This window comes from Acidihalobacter yilgarnensis (genome assembly GCF_001753245.1).
GTDB classification, from domain to species: Bacteria; Pseudomonadota; Gammaproteobacteria; order DSM-5130; family Acidihalobacteraceae; genus Acidihalobacter; species Acidihalobacter yilgarnensis.
In genome coordinates, this window is record NZ_CP017415.1 from 1,357,819 (window position 1) to 1,376,818 (window position 19,000).

Below are 19,000 nucleotides of genomic sequence, written 5' to 3' on the forward strand. Positions count from 1 at the left end.
AATTTACTCTCGTCCTACGCCAGGAAGCACGGCATCCAGGCTTTGGCGCGTGGCGGTTGCCTCTAGCAGGCGCGCCACGTCTTCCGTTGGTAAGGGGCGGCTGAAGAGGTAGCCTTGCATGCCATGGCAGCGCCGTTGGGCCAACCAGTGGCGCTGTGCCTCGGTTTCGACACCCTCCGCCACGATTGTGAGTTCCAGGCTGTGACCCATCGCGATGATGGCATCGATGACCGAGCGACCAGAGCGTTCGGGGACGATATCCTGCACAAATGAGCGGTCGATCTTGAGTGTATGAATCGGCAATTGATGCAGGTAACTCAGTGAGGAGTATCCGGTCCCAAAATCGTCAATGGCGATGCTGATGCCATGACGCGCGAGCGCGGTCAGGCGCTGAGTGGCGATGTTGATGTCCTGTACGATCAGGTTTTCGGTGATCTCGAGTTCGATATATTGACCCGCTAGTTGATGCCGATCCAAGGCCTGGGTGATCTCCTCGACGAGATTGCTGCGCTTGAGGTCCAGCGCGGAAAGATTGATGGCCATGCGAGCCGGCGCGATACCGGCATCGACCCATGTCTTCATCTGCCGAATGCTGGTGTCGATGACCCATTCGGTCATGTAACCGATCAATCCAACTTCCTCGGCGAGATGAATGAAATCACCGGGATAGAGTAGACCACGCTCGGGGTGTTGCCAGCGCAATAAAGCTTCGATGCCGCAGATGGCATGCCCATCGGTGTCGAATTGAGGTTGGTAATGAATCACGAACTCGTGATTTGTGAGCGCCCGCCGCAGGCCCATTTCTAGATCGAGGTGTTGTGAGAACTTCGTTTCCATCTTGGGGGTGTAAAACGAATACCCGCCACGCGTGTCGTTTTTGACGCTGTACATCGCGATATCGGCGTTCTTGATCAACTCCTCATCCGTGTTGCCGTCGCTCGGAAAAATGGCGATGCCAATACTGGCACCCACGAATAGCTCATGCTGATCGACTACGAAGGGTGGTGTAAGCGCGTCGATGATCTTTCGGCCGACGGTAGCTGCGCTTTCGCGGTTGGCAATTTGAGGCAGTAATACGACGAATTCGTCACCGCCCAGGCGGGCAAGCGTGTCCCCCTCGCGTAGACAAGTTTGTACACGCCGCCCAACTGCGCGCAGGAGTTGATCGCCGATCACATGTCCGAGGGTGTCGTTGACGATCTTGAATCGATCGAGGTCGATAAACATCACGGCGACCATCTGGCCGACGCGTTTGGCCTGTGCAATGTCCATACTAAGACGATCTTTGAACAGCGTCCGGTTTGGCAGGCCGGTCAGCAGGTCATGGTAGGCCTGATAGCGGATGATCGCCTCGGCCTGCTTTCGGCCCGAAATATCGCGTGCCACGCCATAGGTGCCAAGATGGCGGCGCTCGTTTTCGCGGGTACCGCCGGTGTTCGAATATAGCCCGGTAGCGTTGAGCTCCACGCACATCGCGCTGGTCGAAAAACTCTTGTGGGTATGCCCGTTGTTGTCCTTGGTGCGTAGACGAAGTTCAAGGTTATGAGTGGCGCGTGTACCCGTACGTCTTTCATTGAAGGCATAACGCGCCAGTTCCAGATCGTCATCGTGAACCAATGTGGTGTAGTGCTTGCCGATCAGTTCCTCGCGGGTGAAGCCAAGTAATTGTTGAATTCGCTGGTTAACGAAGGTGAAGCAACCCTCTCCGTTGAGGACGTAGATGACGTCCGGCGAGGTGTTGACCAAGAAGCGGTGCAGTTTTTCAGAATTCTTGAGACGTTCCTGGATGTCGATGGCATTGGATTGAAGGCGTCTTCGCTCGATGGTGTTGTCGATGCGCTTGAGAAGCTGCTCTGGGGCATAGGGCTTGAGCAGGAAGTCATGCGCGCCGAGCCTGAGTGCTTCGACTGCTGTCTCAAAGGAGGCTTCGCCGCTGATGACGATGATATCGGTGCGGATATCGTTTTCGGCGACGTAGCGCATGATGCGCTGCCCGTTGATGTCGGGCATTTTCAGGTCGATCAGAGCGAGATCGTAGCTGTTCGTGCGCAGTTGCTCGATCGCGGTGCGGCCGTTGCTAGCAGTGGTGATCTCATAACCGTTGAGCGCTAGCAGCTGCTGTAGGCTGGCAAGTAGTCGGGGTTCGTCATCGACGGCGAGTATCTTGGGGGGCTGAGATGGCATGGCGTATTTGCTTCAGGTGCCCCAGGGCATGGTCATAAGTTTATGGATGGGTGTATGAGTATCGAGGTCGATGTTCGCACTGAGCGATGAGGCCTCAAACAGACAAAGAGGTCAAGTATCCGGGAGCCGCCTGGGTAGCAATATCTGTATATGTGTGCCTTGTGAGGCGGTGCTGCGGCAGGTGATGGTGCCATGCAGTTTGTCCACGAGCTTTTTGGTGATCGAGAGCCCGAGCCCGGCATGGCCGCTGCCTTTGGTGCTGGAGACGGGTTCGAATAGAGTCGCGAGAACTTGTGGTGGGAGTCCCGGGCCGTCGTCAATGATCTCAACGCCGACATAAGCCTTGTTGCCGATATAAATGTAGTCGGCGGTCGTGACCGAAATGGTCTGCCCAGTCCCCAAGGCTTCCGCTGCGTTCTTGAGTAAATTCACCAGTATCTGTTTGACACTGTTACGTGCAACGTCAATTAACGGAATCGAGTCGTCCAGCTTTACGAGCAGTTGAATATCGCTCGGTGAGATCAGAGTGGGTTTGAGTAGGCTGATCACGTCTCGTACCAGCGCATTGACGTCGGTATATTCGCCGTTTTCGTGCGGGTCAGCCGCTTCTGTCAGACTGCGGATGATGGCGCCGACCCGGCTGATTTCTTCATCGATGATCCGCAGATCACCAGACACATCTGGGCTGGCATCGGCGACGCGGCGGCTGAGTATGCCGAGATAGTTCTTGATGATACTCAATGGATTTTTGACTTCGTGTGCAATGCTGCTCGCCTGCAAATGGTACTCGTCGGCTTGGGTCTGCAAGGCTTGATTCAGAGATTCCTCGCGTTGCCGGAGGGTCGTAATCGAGTGGCCGAGTTCGCGGGCGAATAGTTCGAGCAGGGAGCGTCTTGAGGACACGCGCGCCTCATCTTCGGCATTGAGACCGACCAGGACGGCGCCTGTGATTCGCCGTTCAGTCCATAGCGCTAGTATCAGCATTCCCTGTGTGCCGAGTGAGCCGAGGATTTCCAGGTCGATGACGCTCGCATGGCGATCTTCAACGTGATGGCCCAGTTTCCAGGGATAATGGGTGGCGGTTTGTCCTTCACTGAGGGCTTGGCCGATCAGGCTCCGGTTTGAGGGCAGTGATAAATTCAATTCATCCCACCCTTCCATCGATGCCGTATTGGCAGCGTATCCTGATGCGGAGCCAGTCGTGTGATCGACCAAGAAATAGCCGATTCGACCGAGGCCGAAGAGTAGTTGACATGCCAGATTGGAGGCGGCGAGCAAGCTGCGGATGTCATCGTTGTCAGCGAATTGGCGACGTACCGCAGCGATGACGTTCATATCGCCTACACGCCTCGCCAGTTCAGCAGCCGCTCCGATGGGGTGAGGTGCCGTTTCCGTCACGGCTGGGGTGCGGTGATCAATGCCCATTATGCTCGTCGTTTCAAGGGTTTGTGCCGCAGCGGAGGCGTGGAGTTCCTCCAGCAAGCTGGGGATCAGGCCAAGGGTCCGATCCGCAGCGACCAAGCCGGCAGTCGGTGGCATGCGAGCGTCGGCACTCAGCCGGTTTGCAACCGCGACCAGGCGCACCAGGTGATGGGCCTCCGTCAAATCATCGGTGCTGGCATGGTGAAATCGGACGGCGTCTTCTAGTATGCCGCGTCGCCCCGCGCGCTGGAGCATTAGCGCCCCTAGGCTCGCGTGATCGATGCCGAAAAGGCTGGTTTCATGCTGTGTCAGCCCGTCTGGCTCGTCGGTGGCTCGATTCAGAACCGCGTCATAGCGTTCGGGATCGACCGTGAGTAGGGCGATTTGGCCGATGCCGCTGAGTAGTCCACCCAGATACGCTTCGTGGGGTGATGGATAACCGCTGAGTTCTGCGAGTTTACTGGCAAGTGTTGCGGTTAATAGAGCGTCATGCCAGAACTGGTGATGGCGGTGGGAATGTGTGCTAAGCGATTGGTCGACGAACTGGTAGACTGCTGCGGTTAAGGCCAGCGTTCTCAGGGTATTGACCCCGAGCAGCATCAGGATCTGTTCGAGATTTAGCCGCCGATCAGTCTGGTGCTGCCCGTAGGCTGGGCTGCAGGATAGCACGAGGACGCGCGCAGAGAGGGCGGCATCCTGACGGACCAGACTGGCAATTTCGTTGATGCTGCGCTCACTGGACTCACAGGCATCCAGCAGGCGAAAAAGAATTTGCGGCAAGGTGGGCAGACAGGTGATGTCGATCGCATTAATCTGCGGTGTCTGCACACGGTTCATGTCGCCAAAACCTCGCCGCTTTTGCGGCTAATTATAAATTTCGCCCCTAACTGTCCTGATTATATGGCATTTATTGTCGTGTAAGAAGACCAGTCGAATCGGGTTTCCGAAGCCCTGGATTTTAGTTGAACCAATTGTCGCGCCGGCGCTTTGCAATCTTGGGCAGCAGCAGACCGATCAATAGACCACCAAACAATACCCCACTCCCGGCTAGAAACCACTGGACGCCCGTACGCTGGCTTAGTTCGGCGTTTGCATGGTCGAGCGTCTTGATTCGTTCTTGATTATTTTTTTGCTCTTTAATCAATAGATTGTTCTGTTTCTCTAATGTGATTGCATGCTGAGAGGCAATGACAAGTGCGCGGTATTTTTGGTCGAGGGCACTGTAGCTGGCCTGCAGTTGCTGTTTGCTCTGTTGTAGTTGGGACAGCTGGGCCTGATTCTGCGAAAGTCCTTGGCGGGTCGTGCCCAATACCTGTTTGGCCTGCGCCAGTTGTTGTTTCATGCCAGCGAGCTGCATGGCTGCAGGTGGTGTGGCCATCAGATAGCGACTAAGCACCCAACCCTCCACGCCGGATAGTTGAACTTGGGTATAACCGTTGGCGGTTGTTTTGACCACCGTAACCCGGTCGCCGGTAGTGAGCATCTTGATTATCTGGTACTGCAGCCCAGGGCCGGAACGCAGCGTGACCTTGATTTGATCCGTGATGTACATCGGGCCGCTGGCGGGCGCAGTGATTGAAGTAGCGGTTGGTGGGCTACTCGGCGTCGCAGCCATGGCATCGCTGATGGGTAGAGTTGTGGCGATCAGAAAGCAGATGGTGATCAGGCCGAGGCGCATTCAATGTCTCTCCCGGGAGGTTGTGACGTCCGGCAAGTGTTGAAGGTAGAGGACGATACTAGCATAGCCGTTCGTCTGTTTTGGTGATGCCGCTGTGCTAGAATTCGCCCACCGCCCCGGTGGCGCAGCTGGATAGCGCGGCCCCCTCCTAAGGGGCAGGTCACAGGTTCGAATCCTGTCCGGGGCACCATTCACTTCCCCTGATTTGCCGGCTCGATACGGTTCGCGCGGTGATGGCCGTGTGGTCCGGATCACACGCACTGGGCGCTCTCTGGATCATCGGTGCGGGTTTTCGTGCCTGGTCTCGTGCCGAAAATAAGCGATCAGAGCGGCAATTTGTGCTTCGTCTAGCGGGTTCTGCAGCGAGATCATCGGTGTGCCGTGAATACCCGTGATCATGCGTGCGGCGAATTCACGCGGGTTCATCTTGTGTGCCCAGGTAAACAAATCTGGCGTGGGGAATTCGGACTGCGGATTGTGGTAGCGATGACAGGCTGCACAGCGTTCGGCATATAAGCGACCGGCCCAGCGTATTTGATCTGGGGTGGCAGCCGTGCCGTTGATGTCGTGCAGGTACAGTGGGAAGGCGATGGTCAGTTTTTCGAGCACACGAGAGAACACGTGCCATCGCCTAGCGGTGAACGCACTGCGCAAGGTCTGTATCTGGCCGACCACACGTGTTTCAGCAGCTGCTTCGCCTTGCAGATAATGTCGCGCCAACAAGGGCAATACGTTCAGATCGGCTTTGATTTTCTGGTGCAAGCCCTGTTGTTCCTTGGGCGGGTACTTGGGTGTGCGTAGACGTTCGAAATTACCTTTGAGGACGAGTAGTTCGGCTGCGAAATCGCGTGCCTGGACGCCGCTGCGAAGGATGTCGGCATGGGCGGCGCCCAGTATTATGGACGCCGCCATGAGCAAGCTCAGGAGCAGCCGGCGTGTGGATACCTCAAGACTTGGGTGAGGCATTCTGGTCGTGCGTATTTTCAGTTGGCCTGCGTGAGTTTGATCTTGGTTTCCATCGGCAGGGCCGGGTTGCTCGACCATTGGGCCATCGATCCGTCGTAGACCTTGGCCTGCTTGTTATGTAACAGCTCATAACTCACGAACCAGCCGAGTGAGGCCCAGTGGCCGGTATTGCAGAAATTGATCTGTTCGCCCTGTGTCCCGACGCCGGCTTGTTTGTAAAGCGCCTTGAGCTGTGCGATCGAGCGAAATTCGCCGCCGTCGTTGACGGTGAACCAACCCTGAGGCAGGTTCGCGGCACCTGGAATGGTACCCGCGCGCTTGTCCATGGGGGGCTTGGTGACGCCGAGATATTGTGACATGGGACGGTTGTCGACGAGCTGGATTTTGTTCCCCGATTTCATGGCCTGTTCCACTTCGGACTCACTGGCCAGCAGATTGTGGTCGAGGTGCCCGCTGAACTGTGCGGCGCTCGCGGTTTGCATGCCGCGCTTGATGGGGTACTTACCGGCGACATAGGCCTTGTAACCGCCATCCATGATGGAGACGTTTTTGTCGCCTAGTACTTTGAAGGTCCAGAACACGCGTGTAGCGCTGCCCATGTCGAGGGCATTCGTGCCCGCCGAGTAAATCACGACATGTGTATGGTTATCGATCCCCAGCCCCCCGATCAGCTTATCGAGCTGCGCCACGGGCGGTAGCATGCCGGGTATGTCTTTTTCCTTGATGCGCCAGCCGGCCTTGGCGTAATTACTGTAAACGGCGCAGGGGACATGTCCGCTCATGTAGGTGAACTTGTCGCCACCACCGCCGACCGGACTGCGCACGTCGACGACCACGATGCCGGGTTTGCAGGTATGGGCGGCGACCCAGGCAGGGCTGACCAAGGGCGGCGACGTATCCTGCGCGCCGAATGCGGCACCGGCCATCGCCAACAATGTCGATCCGACTACGATTTTTTTAATGTTCATACGAGACTCTCCAGCGCTGGTGGTTCAGATCGTGATGACACGATCCGACGACAGGATTTCGTCCAGAAGACGATCCCATTGTGCTTCGCTCCGCGCCTCACGCAGATCGCTGCGATGGACGGAATGTGATGATGAGGAATCGGCTAGCGCATCCCGCAGGAAATTTTGATCGGGAAACAGACCGGTTTCGAGAATGACGATATTCATATGCGGTTCCTGCTCGCGGGTGTCGTGTCAAATGCTCAGTACGGCGTCCGCTTCCAGGCACATGACCTGGAGTGCGGTGGGCGGCACATACGGCAGATCCGAATCCATCAAGGTGCTCAAGGGTTCGATGTCGGACAGTTCCAGCAGCTCTGCTTGAGCGCGGTTTTCGGGTGTGTCCTCGACGTCCCGCCCCATGAAGACGAGATTGACCGTATGACCGAAAATGGTCAGGCCTGCGGCCACACGCATCGCCTCGGTCTGGTCGCGCCGACCGAGCAGTAGGATATTTTTGGTGTTCATATGAAGCGATCTCCGTCGAATGTCAGAGGCTGATGACCTTGCTGGCGTCGGCAATCATTGCGCTGTGATCGGTCTGGCTGCCGAGCTCGACGGGGCAGGGCGTGCCGTCGCAGTGGCGCAGCCATGAGTGTTCGCATACGACTGCCCGCCCGGCCTCCGCGACCAGGGTCGCGAGTTCGGGGTCGCGCAATACCGCTACGCCTTCGCCGGTGAAAAAGACGCTCCAGCCCGCGCCACGGCGGCGAGTTGCGCGTAGCAGGGGAGGCAGCAGCGTTTGCGCATCGCGCGAAGAAACCACGTACATCAGTTCCATGAGACCTTCCTTGTCGTGAGATACAGCGTGGTAAAGGCAATGGCGCCGCCTGCGAGCCCTGCCAGCAGTGCTACCAGGAACCAGCGCCAAGCGGGGGCGGCTGGATGATCCGTTGTGTGGCCGATCGCCGGACGGGTGGCGTAGGTTTCGTCCGCGACGGGCAGCGCCGTGTGTGCCGCCCAGGCTCGCCAACCCCCCGGATAGATCCTGACTCTGGCGCCTAAACCAGCGCGTAATGCGGCGAAATAGGCGATACCGCGCATCGGATCGGCGGCATAGGCGATGGCACCCTCGAGTGCGTCGGCGGATGGGCGGGTGGGTGGGTGTTCGGATAGCGAGTCGGCAGGTAGCGACTGCGCGCCGGGGATGTGCCCGCCGCGGTAGGCGTCGATACGCATGCCGCGATAGGCATCCAGCCCGCGGCCATCGACAAGCAGCGGTGGATTCGGTTGCGACAGCATGCGTGCGAGTTCTTCGCGCCAGACGATCAAGTCTGCGCGCACACGCCCTTCGTAGATGGGATCGGCCACGAGCGAGCGAGGGCGTCCGCGGGCTTCGCCAATGGTGGGGTCGTGCAGGACGGTGCGCAGCGAGCGTTGCAAAATGAGCACTCGGTGTTGACCGGCGAGATAGAGCACGCCGGCTACGAAGTCTCGCCGCAATGCGTGGTCGCCCGCGACCAGTACGGTTTCGCGACCGGATAGCCCCAGTGTGCCGAACAGCCACATGATCTGCCTGAAATCGGGTAGCCGACCATGCGGCCCCAGCAGTTCGCTGGCAGGCAGGCACCGGGCGTCGGGTACGCTCGCATGTTCGCAAACCGCGAGCGGTCTGACGTCGAGGGTGACGATGGCGGTTTGGTGCAGCAGGCCCAGGTCGTCGGTGTAGGCGAGTCCGTCCGTCGCCCCTGCCGTCAGCGGAGCGATGAGCAGGCATGCGGCGATGGCCAGCCGGGGTGTCACAGGCTCAGCAGCCTCCGAACTGCACCGGCGCGGTGCCGTCGGTGAGCGTGGCCGCATGTACCTTGGGCGGGTGCTCGATGTAATACTCCATCAATTGCGTCACGCTCATTTGGCCGTGCCGGTGGCCCACGTCGATGGCTTGCTCAAAGGTATCGAGCGGCATCGGGATGGCAGCCTGTTGCAGGGTATCCGGGGACACCGAGGCGAGCGGCGTCAGCCCAATGGCAAGCCCCAGGCTCACGAGCAAGGTCAGGGCGCAAAAGGTCAGAACCTTGGCGTTGTTCATCGGTGTGCTCCCGTACGCGTTACTTGCCGAATGGGTCTTGGGTGAAGGCCACCCACATGATGTAGAAGGCGACGCAAAACATGCCGATCTGAATCAGGGTCGAGAGGGTCATGGCGTTTACTCTCCGAGGTAATGGCGCACCAGCGTGTTCACATCGACAGGCTGGCCGGTTACAGGGTTAATGACGGCAGGCGTGTAGTAGGGCACGCCATAACGTGTGGCCTTGAGGTAGGCCGGCGGGGCCGATGTGATGTAGCCGAGCCCACCCAGGGTCAGCACGCTGGCGATTATCGCCAGCCCCGACATCTGTATCTGTCCGCGCGTCATCTCAGTTTCTCCGGATCACGACCTGCCAGCCGCGATCACCCTTGGGCGAGCCGAGCAGGGTGCCGTTGAGCTCTGGCAACATCGCCAGCACGGCCTCGAAGGAGGTGGGGTTGTCGATTTTCACGCCCACCACTTGCCCGGAAGACGCCTTGCCCAGGGCTTTTTTGGTCATCAGCTGCGGGCGTGGGCAGGAGTCACCCAAACAATCGACCCATTCGTCGACTGCCACCGAACTGCCGTCTTCGAGCGCCACCGAGGCGGCGCCACTCGATGCTGCAGCCTGCTTCTTTCCACCGAACAATCCCATTGCATGCTCCTTGTGTGAAGTGCCATGAGCAAAGGCTCGCGGCACGATCGTGAGTGTTTAACCTTTGCCTGCGGTAGCCAGCGTGTCTGTGTCGTCACCTTCCGCGCCGGTGGGCGAGGCGATGGTTGCGGATGCTGTTTTGGCAGTCTGCTCAGCGGCACGGACGGCGGCCTCGCGGGCTGCAGCCATGGCGCGTTCCTTACGGACGATGGCGTAGTAGATGCCGCCAAGTACCAAGCTTTGTATCAGGCCGAAGAAAATCGCCGGGATGCCGGTTTGCTGCTGCAGGGTCTGGGCGTTGGCGAAGCCAAGCTGCAATCCGGCCAGATCGACGCCGCCGGTCATGGTCTGCGGCGCGGGCGGCCACCAGGTGGAGGACCAGAACAGCGAGAACAGGAACATGCCGATGAAGGTGAACAACAAGGCCCACATCGCACCGACGTTGCCTTCACCGGATTTGACCCAGGTGGATACCGTGCAGGCACCCGCCAAGACCATGCCGATGCCGAACAGAAACAGCCCAATTACCTGATTGAGTCCGACCTCGAAATGCATTGGGTGTCCGCCGCCAACGCTGATGAAGGCGGTGAAACCGATGGTCAGGATCATCATGCAAACCAGCAGCGCTTTGGTGTTGCGATAACTCTTGAACAGCATGGCGTCGCGCAGGGCCGCGGTGTTGCAGAAGCGAGAGCGTTGTACCAGGAATCCGACCACCGAGCCGAACAGGAAGGCGGCCAGACATTGTGTCAACGATGACATTTCCATGGCTCAGGCCTCCATCACGCGCTTGTAGATCAGCGAGCCAACCCAGGCGCCGACGATGATGCCGCTTACTGAAAGATAACCGCCGAGATTCATTTCCGGCGTCAGGCCGAAGAAGGTGCTGACATTGCAGACAAAGGCCAGTCGGATGCCGATGCCCATCAGCAGGCCGCCGATGGTGATCATGATCCATTCGCTGAGATGCCGCGGGACGCGCCAGTAGAATTCCTTGCTGCCGACGGCGGCAACGATGGCGCCGAAGAACATGCCGAGGCTGATGTAAATCTTCCAGTAATACGGGGTCGGTTCGAAGGCGAATTTCCAGAATGGAATCCGATAGATCTGGTCACCCATGAACAGTTTGGCGACCAGCCCGGTGATCATGGTTTCGCCACCGCCCACGGTCCAGGCGCCGACGACCAGGAATAGAAATATGTCGAGCAGCGCGATGATACTCAGCGCGACGATCGGATCGATGGTCTTTTTGAATAACTGCATGGCCTCTCCCTGCCGGATCTGCGGATGTGCAGATAGAGGAGAGCAATGCTCATGCCAGCATTAAAAATAACTATGATTCAGTCTCTTGCGTATTAGTCATCGGATTTCGACATCGTCGTCGTCTCGTTTTGAGACAATCGTGTGTCCCGAAACGAGACAGGGTCAGTCGAGACCGAGCTTGCGCCGCAGTGTGGACCGGCTGATGCCGAGCCGCTTGGCGGCGGCCATCTGGTTGCCGTCGCAGGCCGCCACCACCCGACGGATATGATCGAGCTCCACTTCAGACAGCGATTTGAGCGCGGTGCCAGTCGGCACTGCTTCATGCGCCGGCGGTGAAGGACTCAGGTTGTCGAACAGAATGGCTTCGGCATCGAGGGTTTCGCGGTCGCTCAGTGCGAAGCTGCGTTCGAGTACATTGCGTAGCTGGCGTACGTTGCCAGGCCAGTCGTAAGCGACGAGCTTGCGGCGGGCCTGGGTGTCCACCGTGAGCCCCGGCCGGTCGGTTTTGTGGCGCAACAGTTCGATGAAGTGATCGATCAGTGGCGTGATGTCGTCGCGTCGCTCGCGCAAGGGAGGGATCGTTAAAGGTAGTACGTTCAGGCGGAACAACAGATCGGCGCGAAAGGCTCCGCTGTGAACCAAGCCGGCGAGGTCTCGGTTGGTCGCCGCGATTACGCGCACGTCGACCCGAGTACTGCCGGTGCCGCCCACCGGGCGTACTTCGCCCTCTTGCAGGACGCGCAGCAGCTTCGCCTGCAGGCGCGGGCTGACATCGCCGACCTCATCCAGAAACAGGGTGCCGTGATCGGCCTGCCCGAACAATCCTTCGTGCTGGGCGACGGCGCCGGTGAAGGCGCCCTTGACGTGACCGAACAGCTCCGAGTCGAGCAGGTCCTCGGGCAGAGTGGCGCAATTGACCGCAACGAAGGGCGCCGATACACGCAGGCTGGTTTGATGGATGGCGCGAGCGAGTACTTCCTTGCCGACACCGGTCTCGCCGGTAATGAGCACGGGGACGTCCTGACTGCGAATTCTCTGAACCAGCTCGGAAATGCCGCGCATCGCGGCACTCTCAGCGATGAGAGGGGAGTCGGGTCGGCCATCGAGCTGCGCACGTAGCCGGCTGACTTCCTCACCGAGCAGCTTGCGCTCAAGTACCTTGACCACGCGCATCAGGAGTTCGTCGGGATTGACCGGTTTGGTCAGATAATCGTAGGCGCCCAGGCGCATGGCCTCGACGGCATTTTCAATGGAGCCGAAGGCGGTCATCACGATGCTTTGGGTCTCGTCACCCCGTTCGCGCAGCGATTCGATGATTTCAAGGCCATTACCGTCGCCCAGGCGCAGATCGGTGATTACCAGATCCATCCGGTGGCGATCGATTATGGCTTTGGCCTCGGCGACGGATCCGGCCTCGATCACCTGGTGGCTGCGCGCCTTGAGCATCAGCCCGAGCGTGGTTCTCACCGCGTATTCGTCGTCCACGATTAATATGGTGGCCACAGGTCTAAAGCGTCTCCAGTTCGAATGCGACCTCGGTGCCCCTGCCGGGTTGGCTGATCATGTGCAGGCTGGTCCCATGTTGCATGAGTATGCGCTGAACAATGGCCAGTCCGAGGCCAGTGCCGCCCTTGCGGCCGGACACGAACGGGCGCCTGACCTTGTCCAGCAGGTCCGGGGCGATGCCCTCCCCGTTGTCGCCAATCGCAAGGCGCAGACGGTGCCCGCCAGACGATTCGAGGGCGACGACGATGCGCCCATGTCCTGCCATTGCCTGCACGGCGTTGCGCATCAGATTCCACAACACTTGACGCATCTGGTCCTGGTCGAAGACCGCCAGGTGTGCCGGCGTGTCGATGCGTCGGACAATTTCGATATCACCGGCGACATCGGGGTCGTTGGCGAACAGTGTGACGACTTCGTCGATCAGCACCAGCAGGTCATGGCGTTCGAGGCAGGATTCACGGACGCGCGAGAAGTCGAGAAAGCTCTCGAGAATACGCTGCAAACGACCCGCTTCGTCGTTGAGTATCCGGCGTACCTTGATCTGGTCCTCGGCGTCCAGCTCCGATTGCCCTATGAGGCTGACGGAGTTGATCACCGCCGCCAGCGGATTGCGGATTTCATGGGCGATGCTGGCAGCTAGCTCGCCGACGCAGGCCAGTCGCTCCGCATCCATGCGCTTCTCGTGCTCACGTACGACGGCCTGCGAGGTTTCACGCAAGGAGTCCAGCATGCCATTGAAGGCTTTGGCCAACACGCCGACCTCGTCGCGGCGGCGGACATCCACGCGAGCCCCGAGATCGCCATCTGCGATGCGCTGCACGGCCGTGCCCAGACGATGCAGATTGCGCGTGATGGCGTAGGACAGCAGCCAGGCGGCACCGCCGCCAATGAGCAATGCGGTGAGGATGAACAGTAACCCCTCGTTACGTATGCGTTGTAGTTCACGATGCATCCCGGCGGTGGATAGGCCTAGGTAGACGGTGCCGACTACACGCCCCGCCACGCGCACCGGTTCATCAAGTCGCATGAGTCGGGGATGTCGCTGGGCGATATCGGGGCGTACCGTGACGAGCGAACGGCCGACATCGCTGCCCGAGGTGCTGGCCAGCACTTCACCGCGCTCGTCGACGATCAACCCGTAGGCCACATCCGGCTGCTGGCGTACCCGCGCGGTGACCTCTCCCAGCGAGGCCAGATCCTCGGACAGCAGCGCATTGGTGCTCGCTACCGCCATCAGATTGACCAGCGAATGCCCGCGACTTTCCAGCTCGGCTCGGATTCCGGCCGATTGTTCGTTGACGGCATCCCAGATGAATCCGCCCATCAGAATCACGTGGACCAATGACACGGACAGGATCAGGCGCACGCGCAGCGTCGACAGCCACGGAATGCGTTCGCTGCTGCGCAAGGTCCAGCCAGCTGCCGGTTTCATGGTTTATTTCACCTGTCTGTACTCGGCATCGCTGGTGCGGATGAAGCCCTGCGGAAAGCCGAGATGTCGGAGTATGTCGTCGTCGTGCGGGTGTTCGTGCAAGGCCAGCAGGCTGGCGGCGATAGTCTCGCGCAGCTTGGACGGCAGGGTGTCGAGCACGGCGATGGGCATCTGCGGCTGCGGCGGGGTTTCCGCGATCACACGCAGGTTCCCGCGCACTGCACGAGGCATCGAGCGCAGCGATGGCCACCAGGTGCCGGCGACGTTGACTAATCCGGAGTTCAGGGCCATCAGCACCGAGTCCTGCGAGCCGAAGTAGCGCACCTTGCAACAGCGCTCAAGGTCGACGCCGTGCGTGCGTAAATAACTGCGTGTCATTACCGTGGCCGCATAGGCACGGGGATCGGGGAAGCCGATGACCAGTCCCCGCCGCCATTGTGCGGGGTCGATGCCGTGGAGCGGGCTGTCTTTGCGCACCACCAGGATACCGGTGAAGGGTTCGCCGAGGACCTTGACGACGGCGGTATAACCGGCCCGCTTGGCCTGGGTGAACAGCAGCGGATTCAGATACACGATGTCGTAGTCGTGATGCATCACGCGTTGCATGAAGACCGAGAAGCTCGGGGCGGTAACGAACTGTACCGGCCGGTGCAACGAACGCTGTAGGTATTCGGCCAGCGGTATGAACATGTCGGCCAGCTTGGTCGGGCTTTGCAATGGCAGCACGCCAAAGCGCAACCAGTGTCCATGCTGTGCCAGGACCGGGGGCTGTGCCTGTCCAGGTGGCGCGAGGGCCAGCAGGATGAGCAGGCAGCAGGCACCGATCAGTCGATGCGGCATACGCGGGCTGGGTGCTGTGCTCATGACTGACCTTGGGTGGACGAGTGAATTTAGTCGAAATCAAGGTATAACGTGGGCCTATCGGTGCGCAATGCGAAGTGTCTGTCTGCGCCGGTTCAATGACTACCGCGTATGCGGTAAGCTACGCGCCCTTGTGCCGATGCGCAGAATGATCGACACGCGCGCCGCGACGTTTCATGTCCAGACCCGACAGATGACGGGTCTCTCGCCGAACACCACTCATATACCCGTCATATCACATACCGTGCGGCGCCGATGTCGCGCGGACCATCGGATTTGCCCCGGAGATTACGCTTGATTCCCACCTTGTCTCGCTTCGAAGAAACGAAAATCAATGTTCTGAGCGGTATTACGGTCGCTTTGGCACTCGTGCCAGAGGCAATTGCCTTTGCCATGGTCGCGCATGTCTCGCCGCTGACCGGGCTCTACGCGGCCTTCATCCTCGTGCTGATCACCTCGATATGGGGTGGGCGACCGGGGATGGTCTCCGGGGCGAGCGGGGCAACCGCGGTGGTCATGACCGCGCTGGTGGTGTCGCACGGTGTCGAATACCTGTTCGCGGCGGTGGTGCTCATGGGGTTGCTGCAAATCCTGTTCGCCGTAGCCAAACTGAGCAAGTTCGTACGCCTGATCCCACACCCAGTGATGTTGGGCTTCATCAATGGTTTGGCGATCGTGATCTTCCTGGCCCAGCTCGACCACTTCAAAATCAAGACACCGCAGGGTGTCGAGCAGTGGATGCCGGACAGTGCGCTGCTGATCATGCTCGGTTTGGTCGCGCTGGCCATGCTGGTGATCTACCTAACGCCGCGCGTGACCCGCGCGATCCCAGCTACGCTGTCCGGTGTGTTGGTGGTGACTGCGTTGGTGGTCATTTTCAAGATTCCAACGGTCACCGTGGGTGATATCGCCTCACTGTCGGGTTCGCTGCCAAGCTTTCATTTGCCCGAAGTCCCCTGGACATGGCATACGCTGGCCATCATCTTTCCCTATTCATTGATTATGGCGGCCAACGCGCTGGTCGAAACGCTGCTCACGCTCAACCTCATCGATGAGATGACCGATACGCGCGGGAAACCCAATAAGGAATCGCTGGCCCAGGGGATCAGCAACGTCGCCTGCGGATTTTTCGGGGCGATGGGAGGATGCGCGATGCTGGGCGAGAGCATCATCAACGTCAGCAACGGCGCGATCCGGCGCCTATCGGGGATTACGACTGCAATTTTCCTGATCTCGTTCATCTTGTTCGCTTCAAAGCTGATCGAACAGATCCCGGTCGCGGCGCTGGTCGGCGTGATGTTCGTTGTGGTCGAGAAGACCTTCGAGTGGAGCAGCCTGCGCTTCTTCGGCAAGCTGCCCGTGGCCGATATCTTCATCGGCATACTGGTGGCGGGTATCACCGTGTTCGTGGACATCACCGTGGCAGTGGCCGCGGGCGTGGTCGTTGCCGCATTGGTTTTTGCTTGGGAACACGCAAAGGAGATTCGGGTCAAGATTGCGCTTGATGCACAGGGCAACAAGATCTACGAGCTTGAGGGCACGCTGTTTTTCGCCTCGGTGGCGCAATTCAATGCCTTGTTTACACCTCGGGAAGACCCGGAGACGGTTATCGTCGAATTCCGCAAGGCACGCATCGTCGATCATTCAGCCATCGAGGCGATTGACGCCTTGGCGGCGCGCTACGAGCGCAACGGCAAGAAGCTCTACCTGCGCCATTTGAGCGTTGATTGCCGTGACTTGCTCGACAAGGCCCGCGACCTGGTCGAATTCAATGTGGCCGAGGATCCGCACTACCGCGTCGCCGACGACAAAATCAACTAGCGTCGGTCCTCCGGCAGCGATTAGCGAGGCAGTCGCGCTGCTGCGATCAGATGGCGCGACCAGAAGCGGCTGTTAAGGCGCTCAATACTGACGTGGTCGCCGGTGGCGGGCGAGTGGATGAAGCGTCCGTGGCCGATATAGATACCATCGTGCGTAGGCGGTCCCCGACGAAAGCGGAAAAACAGCACGTCTCCCGGGCGCAGCTGGTTGAGCGGGACGTGGCGCAACTGGCGATATTGTTCCCGGACCGTGCGCGGAACGCCGGCATATCCAGCCTCACGACTGGCCCAGTAGACCAGCCCGCTGCAATCGAATCCGCTACGCGGTGTATCCCCACCGTAGCGGTAGGGTGTGCCAACGGCTTCGTGCAACAATCGGACAAGGCGCTGGCGGTCGCCGTGCCCATGCGGTGTGGACGAAGGCGCCGCGCGCATGTTGAGCGGGGGTGTCGTTGCGCAGCCGCCCAGGAGTAGGGCGACTGCGAGTAACGAAAAGGCTGCTAACGGGGCACGTCGCGTCACGGGTGATCCGAATGGCGGTGATGTCCCGGAGTCTAGCAACCCTGGTCGAGCACGGTTACGCCTCCTCAGAGCCCGAGGCGCGTGCGCAATGCATCCGTGGGTAGCGGTTCGTGATGGTGGACCTCGATCCTGGGCTCGGCGGCGTCCAGCGGCTCGGCATGCCCGATTTGCCATCCGAGCACATCCGGGGTGGCCTCGGAGGCATCGCCCTGACGCTGTTCGATACGTGCGCGCAGACTGGGCTCGGGGGCCTGCACGTCGAGTATCAGGTAAGGCAGATCATGCCGCGCGGCGAGTTCGGCGAAGCGCTTACGCTGGTGGCGCGCGAGAAAGCTCGCATCCACTACGACGGGAAAGCCGCCATCAAGGGCGAGTTCGGCGCGATCTTCCAGGGCGGCATAGGTGCGTTCGGTCACATCCTCGGCATACAGTCCGGTGCCGATGCCCGAGCCGCTGCGTGCCTCTGGTGCGAGTCCATGCAGGCGCTTGCGCTCGACATCCGAGCGTAGACGAATCATGCCGATCAACTCTACTGCCTGAGTGCTGAGCGTGGTTTTGCCCGCGCCGGCGAAGCCGTGGGTTACGAGCACGGCGCCGTGCATGCCTGCGGTGTAGTGCTCCGCGAGATCGGCGTAGCGTTGATAGGCTTCGAGCACCGCTTCACGCTCGGTGTCGGCCAATCCAGGTTGGCCGAGCCGGATGCTGGCGACCTTGGCGCGGACCATCGCGCGGTAGGTTTGGTAGAAGCGCATCAGGCGCAGTGCCTGATGGTCTCCGCTCAGTTCTACCCAAGCATTGAGCGCACGATGCGCCAGCGCGCTGGCGCCGCGACTTTCCAGGTCCATCACGAAAAAGGCGATTTCGTTGGCAACGTCGATCCAACGGAAGTCATCGTTGAATTCGATGCCGTCGAAGATGGCGATTTCGCCTTCGATACGGGCCATGTTGCCCAGATGCATGTCGCCATGACACTCACGAATGCAGCCGTTTTCGCGGCGTTCGGCGAGGAGTGGCGCGAGGCGGTCGTATTCGGCGCGGGTCCAGCGTTCGAGTCGCTCAAGCTGCGCCCGACGTGTGGGCTGGTCGATCAATGGGTGTAGCTGATCGAAGTTCTGCTGCATGGGTGCGAACACGGCCTCGGGCTGACCGAGCGGGCTGGCGAGGTCGACCTGTGCGGTCTGTGCATGGAAGGCCGCGATACGTGCGATCAGCGCATCGATGTGAGCGGCCGTCAGTTCGCCGCGTGCGAGTAGTTGATCGAGCTGCTGATCGGGGTCGAACTGGCGCATGCGCACCAGATATTCGATGGGCGTGCCGCTACCGCCGATCACGGGTGATTCCGGGCTGCCCGTGACGGCTAGGCTGTCCAGATACAGATCTGGTGCAAGCCGTCGATTGAGTCTGATTTCCTCTTCACAGAAGTGCTTGCGACGGGCAAGGGTGGAAAAGTCGAGGAAGCCCATGTCGAGCGGTTTCTTGAGCTTGTACGCGAATTCGCCGGTGAGTAGGACGGCTGAAATGTGCGTCTCGATTACGCGGATGGTGGATACAGGATGCGGATAAGCGGCAGGATTCTGTAATCCCTTGAGTAGATTGCTGAAATCAGATGGTTCCACGGGCGACCTGCTTGTGATATCGGGGACACCGAAGGATAATGAAAACCCCTCGCGGCCACA

The 19,000-nt window shown here is 59.7% G+C and carries 20 protein-coding genes and 1 tRNA gene; 2 read left to right on the forward strand and 19 right to left on the reverse strand.

Features of this window, described 5'->3' with window-relative positions:
- Positions 1 to 3: 3 nt before the first annotated feature.
- The 3 genes from BI364_RS06425 to BI364_RS06435 form a co-directional block, all read right to left on the reverse strand.
- Complete coding sequence (locus BI364_RS06425; protein WP_070078025.1) at positions 4 to 2,184, reverse strand: GGDEF/EAL domain-containing response regulator; 2,181 nt, start codon at positions 2,182 to 2,184, stop codon at positions 4 to 6.
- Positions 2,185 to 2,295: 111 nt separating this feature from the next.
- On the reverse strand, positions 2,296 to 4,443 hold the full coding sequence (locus BI364_RS06430) for an HDOD domain-containing protein (RefSeq protein ID WP_070078026.1): 2,148 nt from the start codon (positions 4,441 to 4,443) through the stop codon (positions 2,296 to 2,298).
- A gap of 121 nt (positions 4,444 to 4,564) precedes the next feature.
- A complete protein-coding gene (locus BI364_RS06435; protein ID WP_070078027.1) occupies positions 4,565 to 5,284 on the reverse strand; it encodes a TIGR04211 family SH3 domain-containing protein in 720 nt (239 codons plus the stop codon).
- A 113-nt stretch (positions 5,285 to 5,397) separates the two neighbouring features.
- Here BI364_RS06435 and BI364_RS06440 point away from each other — a divergent pair.
- Positions 5,398 to 5,474: transfer RNA gene (locus tag BI364_RS06440), tRNA-Arg, on the forward strand.
- An 86-nt stretch (positions 5,475 to 5,560) separates the two neighbouring features.
- Here the strand turns inward: BI364_RS06440 and BI364_RS06445 are convergent.
- From BI364_RS06445 to BI364_RS06510, 14 genes are all read right to left on the reverse strand, one after another.
- Complete coding sequence (locus BI364_RS06445; RefSeq protein WP_070078028.1) at positions 5,561 to 6,196, reverse strand: c-type cytochrome; 636 nt, start codon at positions 6,194 to 6,196, stop codon at positions 5,561 to 5,563.
- Between the two features lie 71 nt (positions 6,197 to 6,267).
- Complete coding sequence (locus BI364_RS06450; RefSeq protein ID WP_070078029.1) at positions 6,268 to 7,218, reverse strand: sulfurtransferase; 951 nt, start codon at positions 7,216 to 7,218, stop codon at positions 6,268 to 6,270.
- A gap of 24 nt (positions 7,219 to 7,242) precedes the next feature.
- The gene (locus BI364_RS06455; RefSeq protein WP_070078030.1) at positions 7,243 to 7,425 is read right to left on the reverse strand and encodes a hypothetical protein; all 183 of its coding nucleotides are present in this window, start codon (positions 7,423 to 7,425) and stop codon (positions 7,243 to 7,245) included.
- 27 nt (positions 7,426 to 7,452) lie between these two features.
- Positions 7,453 to 7,725: a hypothetical protein gene (locus BI364_RS06460; protein WP_070078031.1), complete on the reverse strand. Its 273-nt coding sequence runs from the start codon at positions 7,723 to 7,725 to the stop codon at positions 7,453 to 7,455.
- A gap of 22 nt (positions 7,726 to 7,747) precedes the next feature.
- On the reverse strand, positions 7,748 to 8,038 hold the full coding sequence (locus tag BI364_RS06465) for a hypothetical protein (protein WP_070078032.1): 291 nt from the start codon (positions 8,036 to 8,038) through the stop codon (positions 7,748 to 7,750).
- Positions 8,029 to 9,000 carry a sulfurtransferase gene (locus tag BI364_RS06470; RefSeq protein ID WP_070078033.1) on the reverse strand — a complete coding sequence of 324 codons (972 nt, stop codon included), beginning with the start codon at positions 8,998 to 9,000 and terminating at the stop codon, positions 8,029 to 8,031. Before BI364_RS06470 ends, BI364_RS06465 begins: the two co-directional genes overlap by 10 nt.
- A 4-nt stretch (positions 9,001 to 9,004) precedes the next feature.
- Positions 9,005 to 9,286, reverse strand: coding sequence for a hypothetical protein (locus BI364_RS06475; RefSeq protein ID WP_070078034.1), 282 nt, complete (start codon positions 9,284 to 9,286; stop codon positions 9,005 to 9,007).
- 117 nt (positions 9,287 to 9,403) lie between these two features.
- The gene (locus tag BI364_RS06480; RefSeq protein WP_070078035.1) at positions 9,404 to 9,613 is read right to left on the reverse strand and encodes a hypothetical protein; all 210 of its coding nucleotides are present in this window, start codon (positions 9,611 to 9,613) and stop codon (positions 9,404 to 9,406) included.
- 1 nt (position 9,614) lies between these two features.
- Positions 9,615 to 9,920 (reverse strand): sulfurtransferase TusA family protein, encoded by a 306-nt coding sequence (locus BI364_RS06485; RefSeq protein WP_070078036.1) that lies wholly within the window; start codon positions 9,918 to 9,920, stop codon positions 9,615 to 9,617.
- A gap of 57 nt (positions 9,921 to 9,977) precedes the next feature.
- Positions 9,978 to 10,688, reverse strand: a complete 711-nt coding sequence (locus BI364_RS06490; protein ID WP_070078037.1) for a YeeE/YedE thiosulfate transporter family protein — start codon at positions 10,686 to 10,688, stop codon at positions 9,978 to 9,980.
- 3 nt (positions 10,689 to 10,691) lie between these two features.
- Positions 10,692 to 11,201 carry a YeeE/YedE thiosulfate transporter family protein gene (locus tag BI364_RS06495; RefSeq protein WP_407639350.1) on the reverse strand — a complete coding sequence of 170 codons (510 nt, stop codon included), beginning with the start codon at positions 11,199 to 11,201 and terminating at the stop codon, positions 10,692 to 10,694.
- A gap of 144 nt (positions 11,202 to 11,345) precedes the next feature.
- Positions 11,346 to 12,686, reverse strand: coding sequence for a sigma-54-dependent transcriptional regulator (locus BI364_RS06500; RefSeq protein ID WP_070078039.1), 1,341 nt, complete (start codon positions 12,684 to 12,686; stop codon positions 11,346 to 11,348).
- Positions 12,687 to 12,690: 4 nt separating this feature from the next.
- On the reverse strand, positions 12,691 to 14,121 hold the full coding sequence (locus BI364_RS06505; protein ID WP_070078040.1) for a sensor histidine kinase: 1,431 nt from the start codon (positions 14,119 to 14,121) through the stop codon (positions 12,691 to 12,693).
- Positions 14,122 to 14,124: 3 nt separating this feature from the next.
- A complete protein-coding gene (locus tag BI364_RS06510; RefSeq protein WP_070078041.1) occupies positions 14,125 to 14,985 on the reverse strand; it encodes a phosphate/phosphite/phosphonate ABC transporter substrate-binding protein in 861 nt (286 codons plus the stop codon).
- A gap of 291 nt (positions 14,986 to 15,276) precedes the next feature.
- On the opposite strand from BI364_RS06510, the gene BI364_RS06515 reads away from it, so the two are divergent.
- Positions 15,277 to 16,803 (forward strand): SulP family inorganic anion transporter, encoded by a 1,527-nt coding sequence (locus tag BI364_RS06515; RefSeq protein ID WP_233279591.1) that lies wholly within the window; start codon positions 15,277 to 15,279, stop codon positions 16,801 to 16,803.
- 20 nt (positions 16,804 to 16,823) lie between these two features.
- Here BI364_RS06515 and BI364_RS06520 read toward each other — a convergent pair whose 3' ends face one another.
- Together BI364_RS06520 and BI364_RS06525 are read right to left on the reverse strand one after the other, a co-directional pair.
- Complete coding sequence (locus tag BI364_RS06520) at positions 16,824 to 17,324, reverse strand: C40 family peptidase (protein WP_070078042.1); 501 nt, start codon at positions 17,322 to 17,324, stop codon at positions 16,824 to 16,826.
- Between the two features lie 65 nt (positions 17,325 to 17,389).
- Entirely contained in the window at positions 17,390 to 18,940 is a 1,551-nt protein-coding gene (locus tag BI364_RS06525) for a bifunctional aminoglycoside phosphotransferase/ATP-binding protein (protein WP_070078043.1), read from the reverse strand.
- Between the last annotated feature and the right edge of the window lie 60 nt (positions 18,941 to 19,000).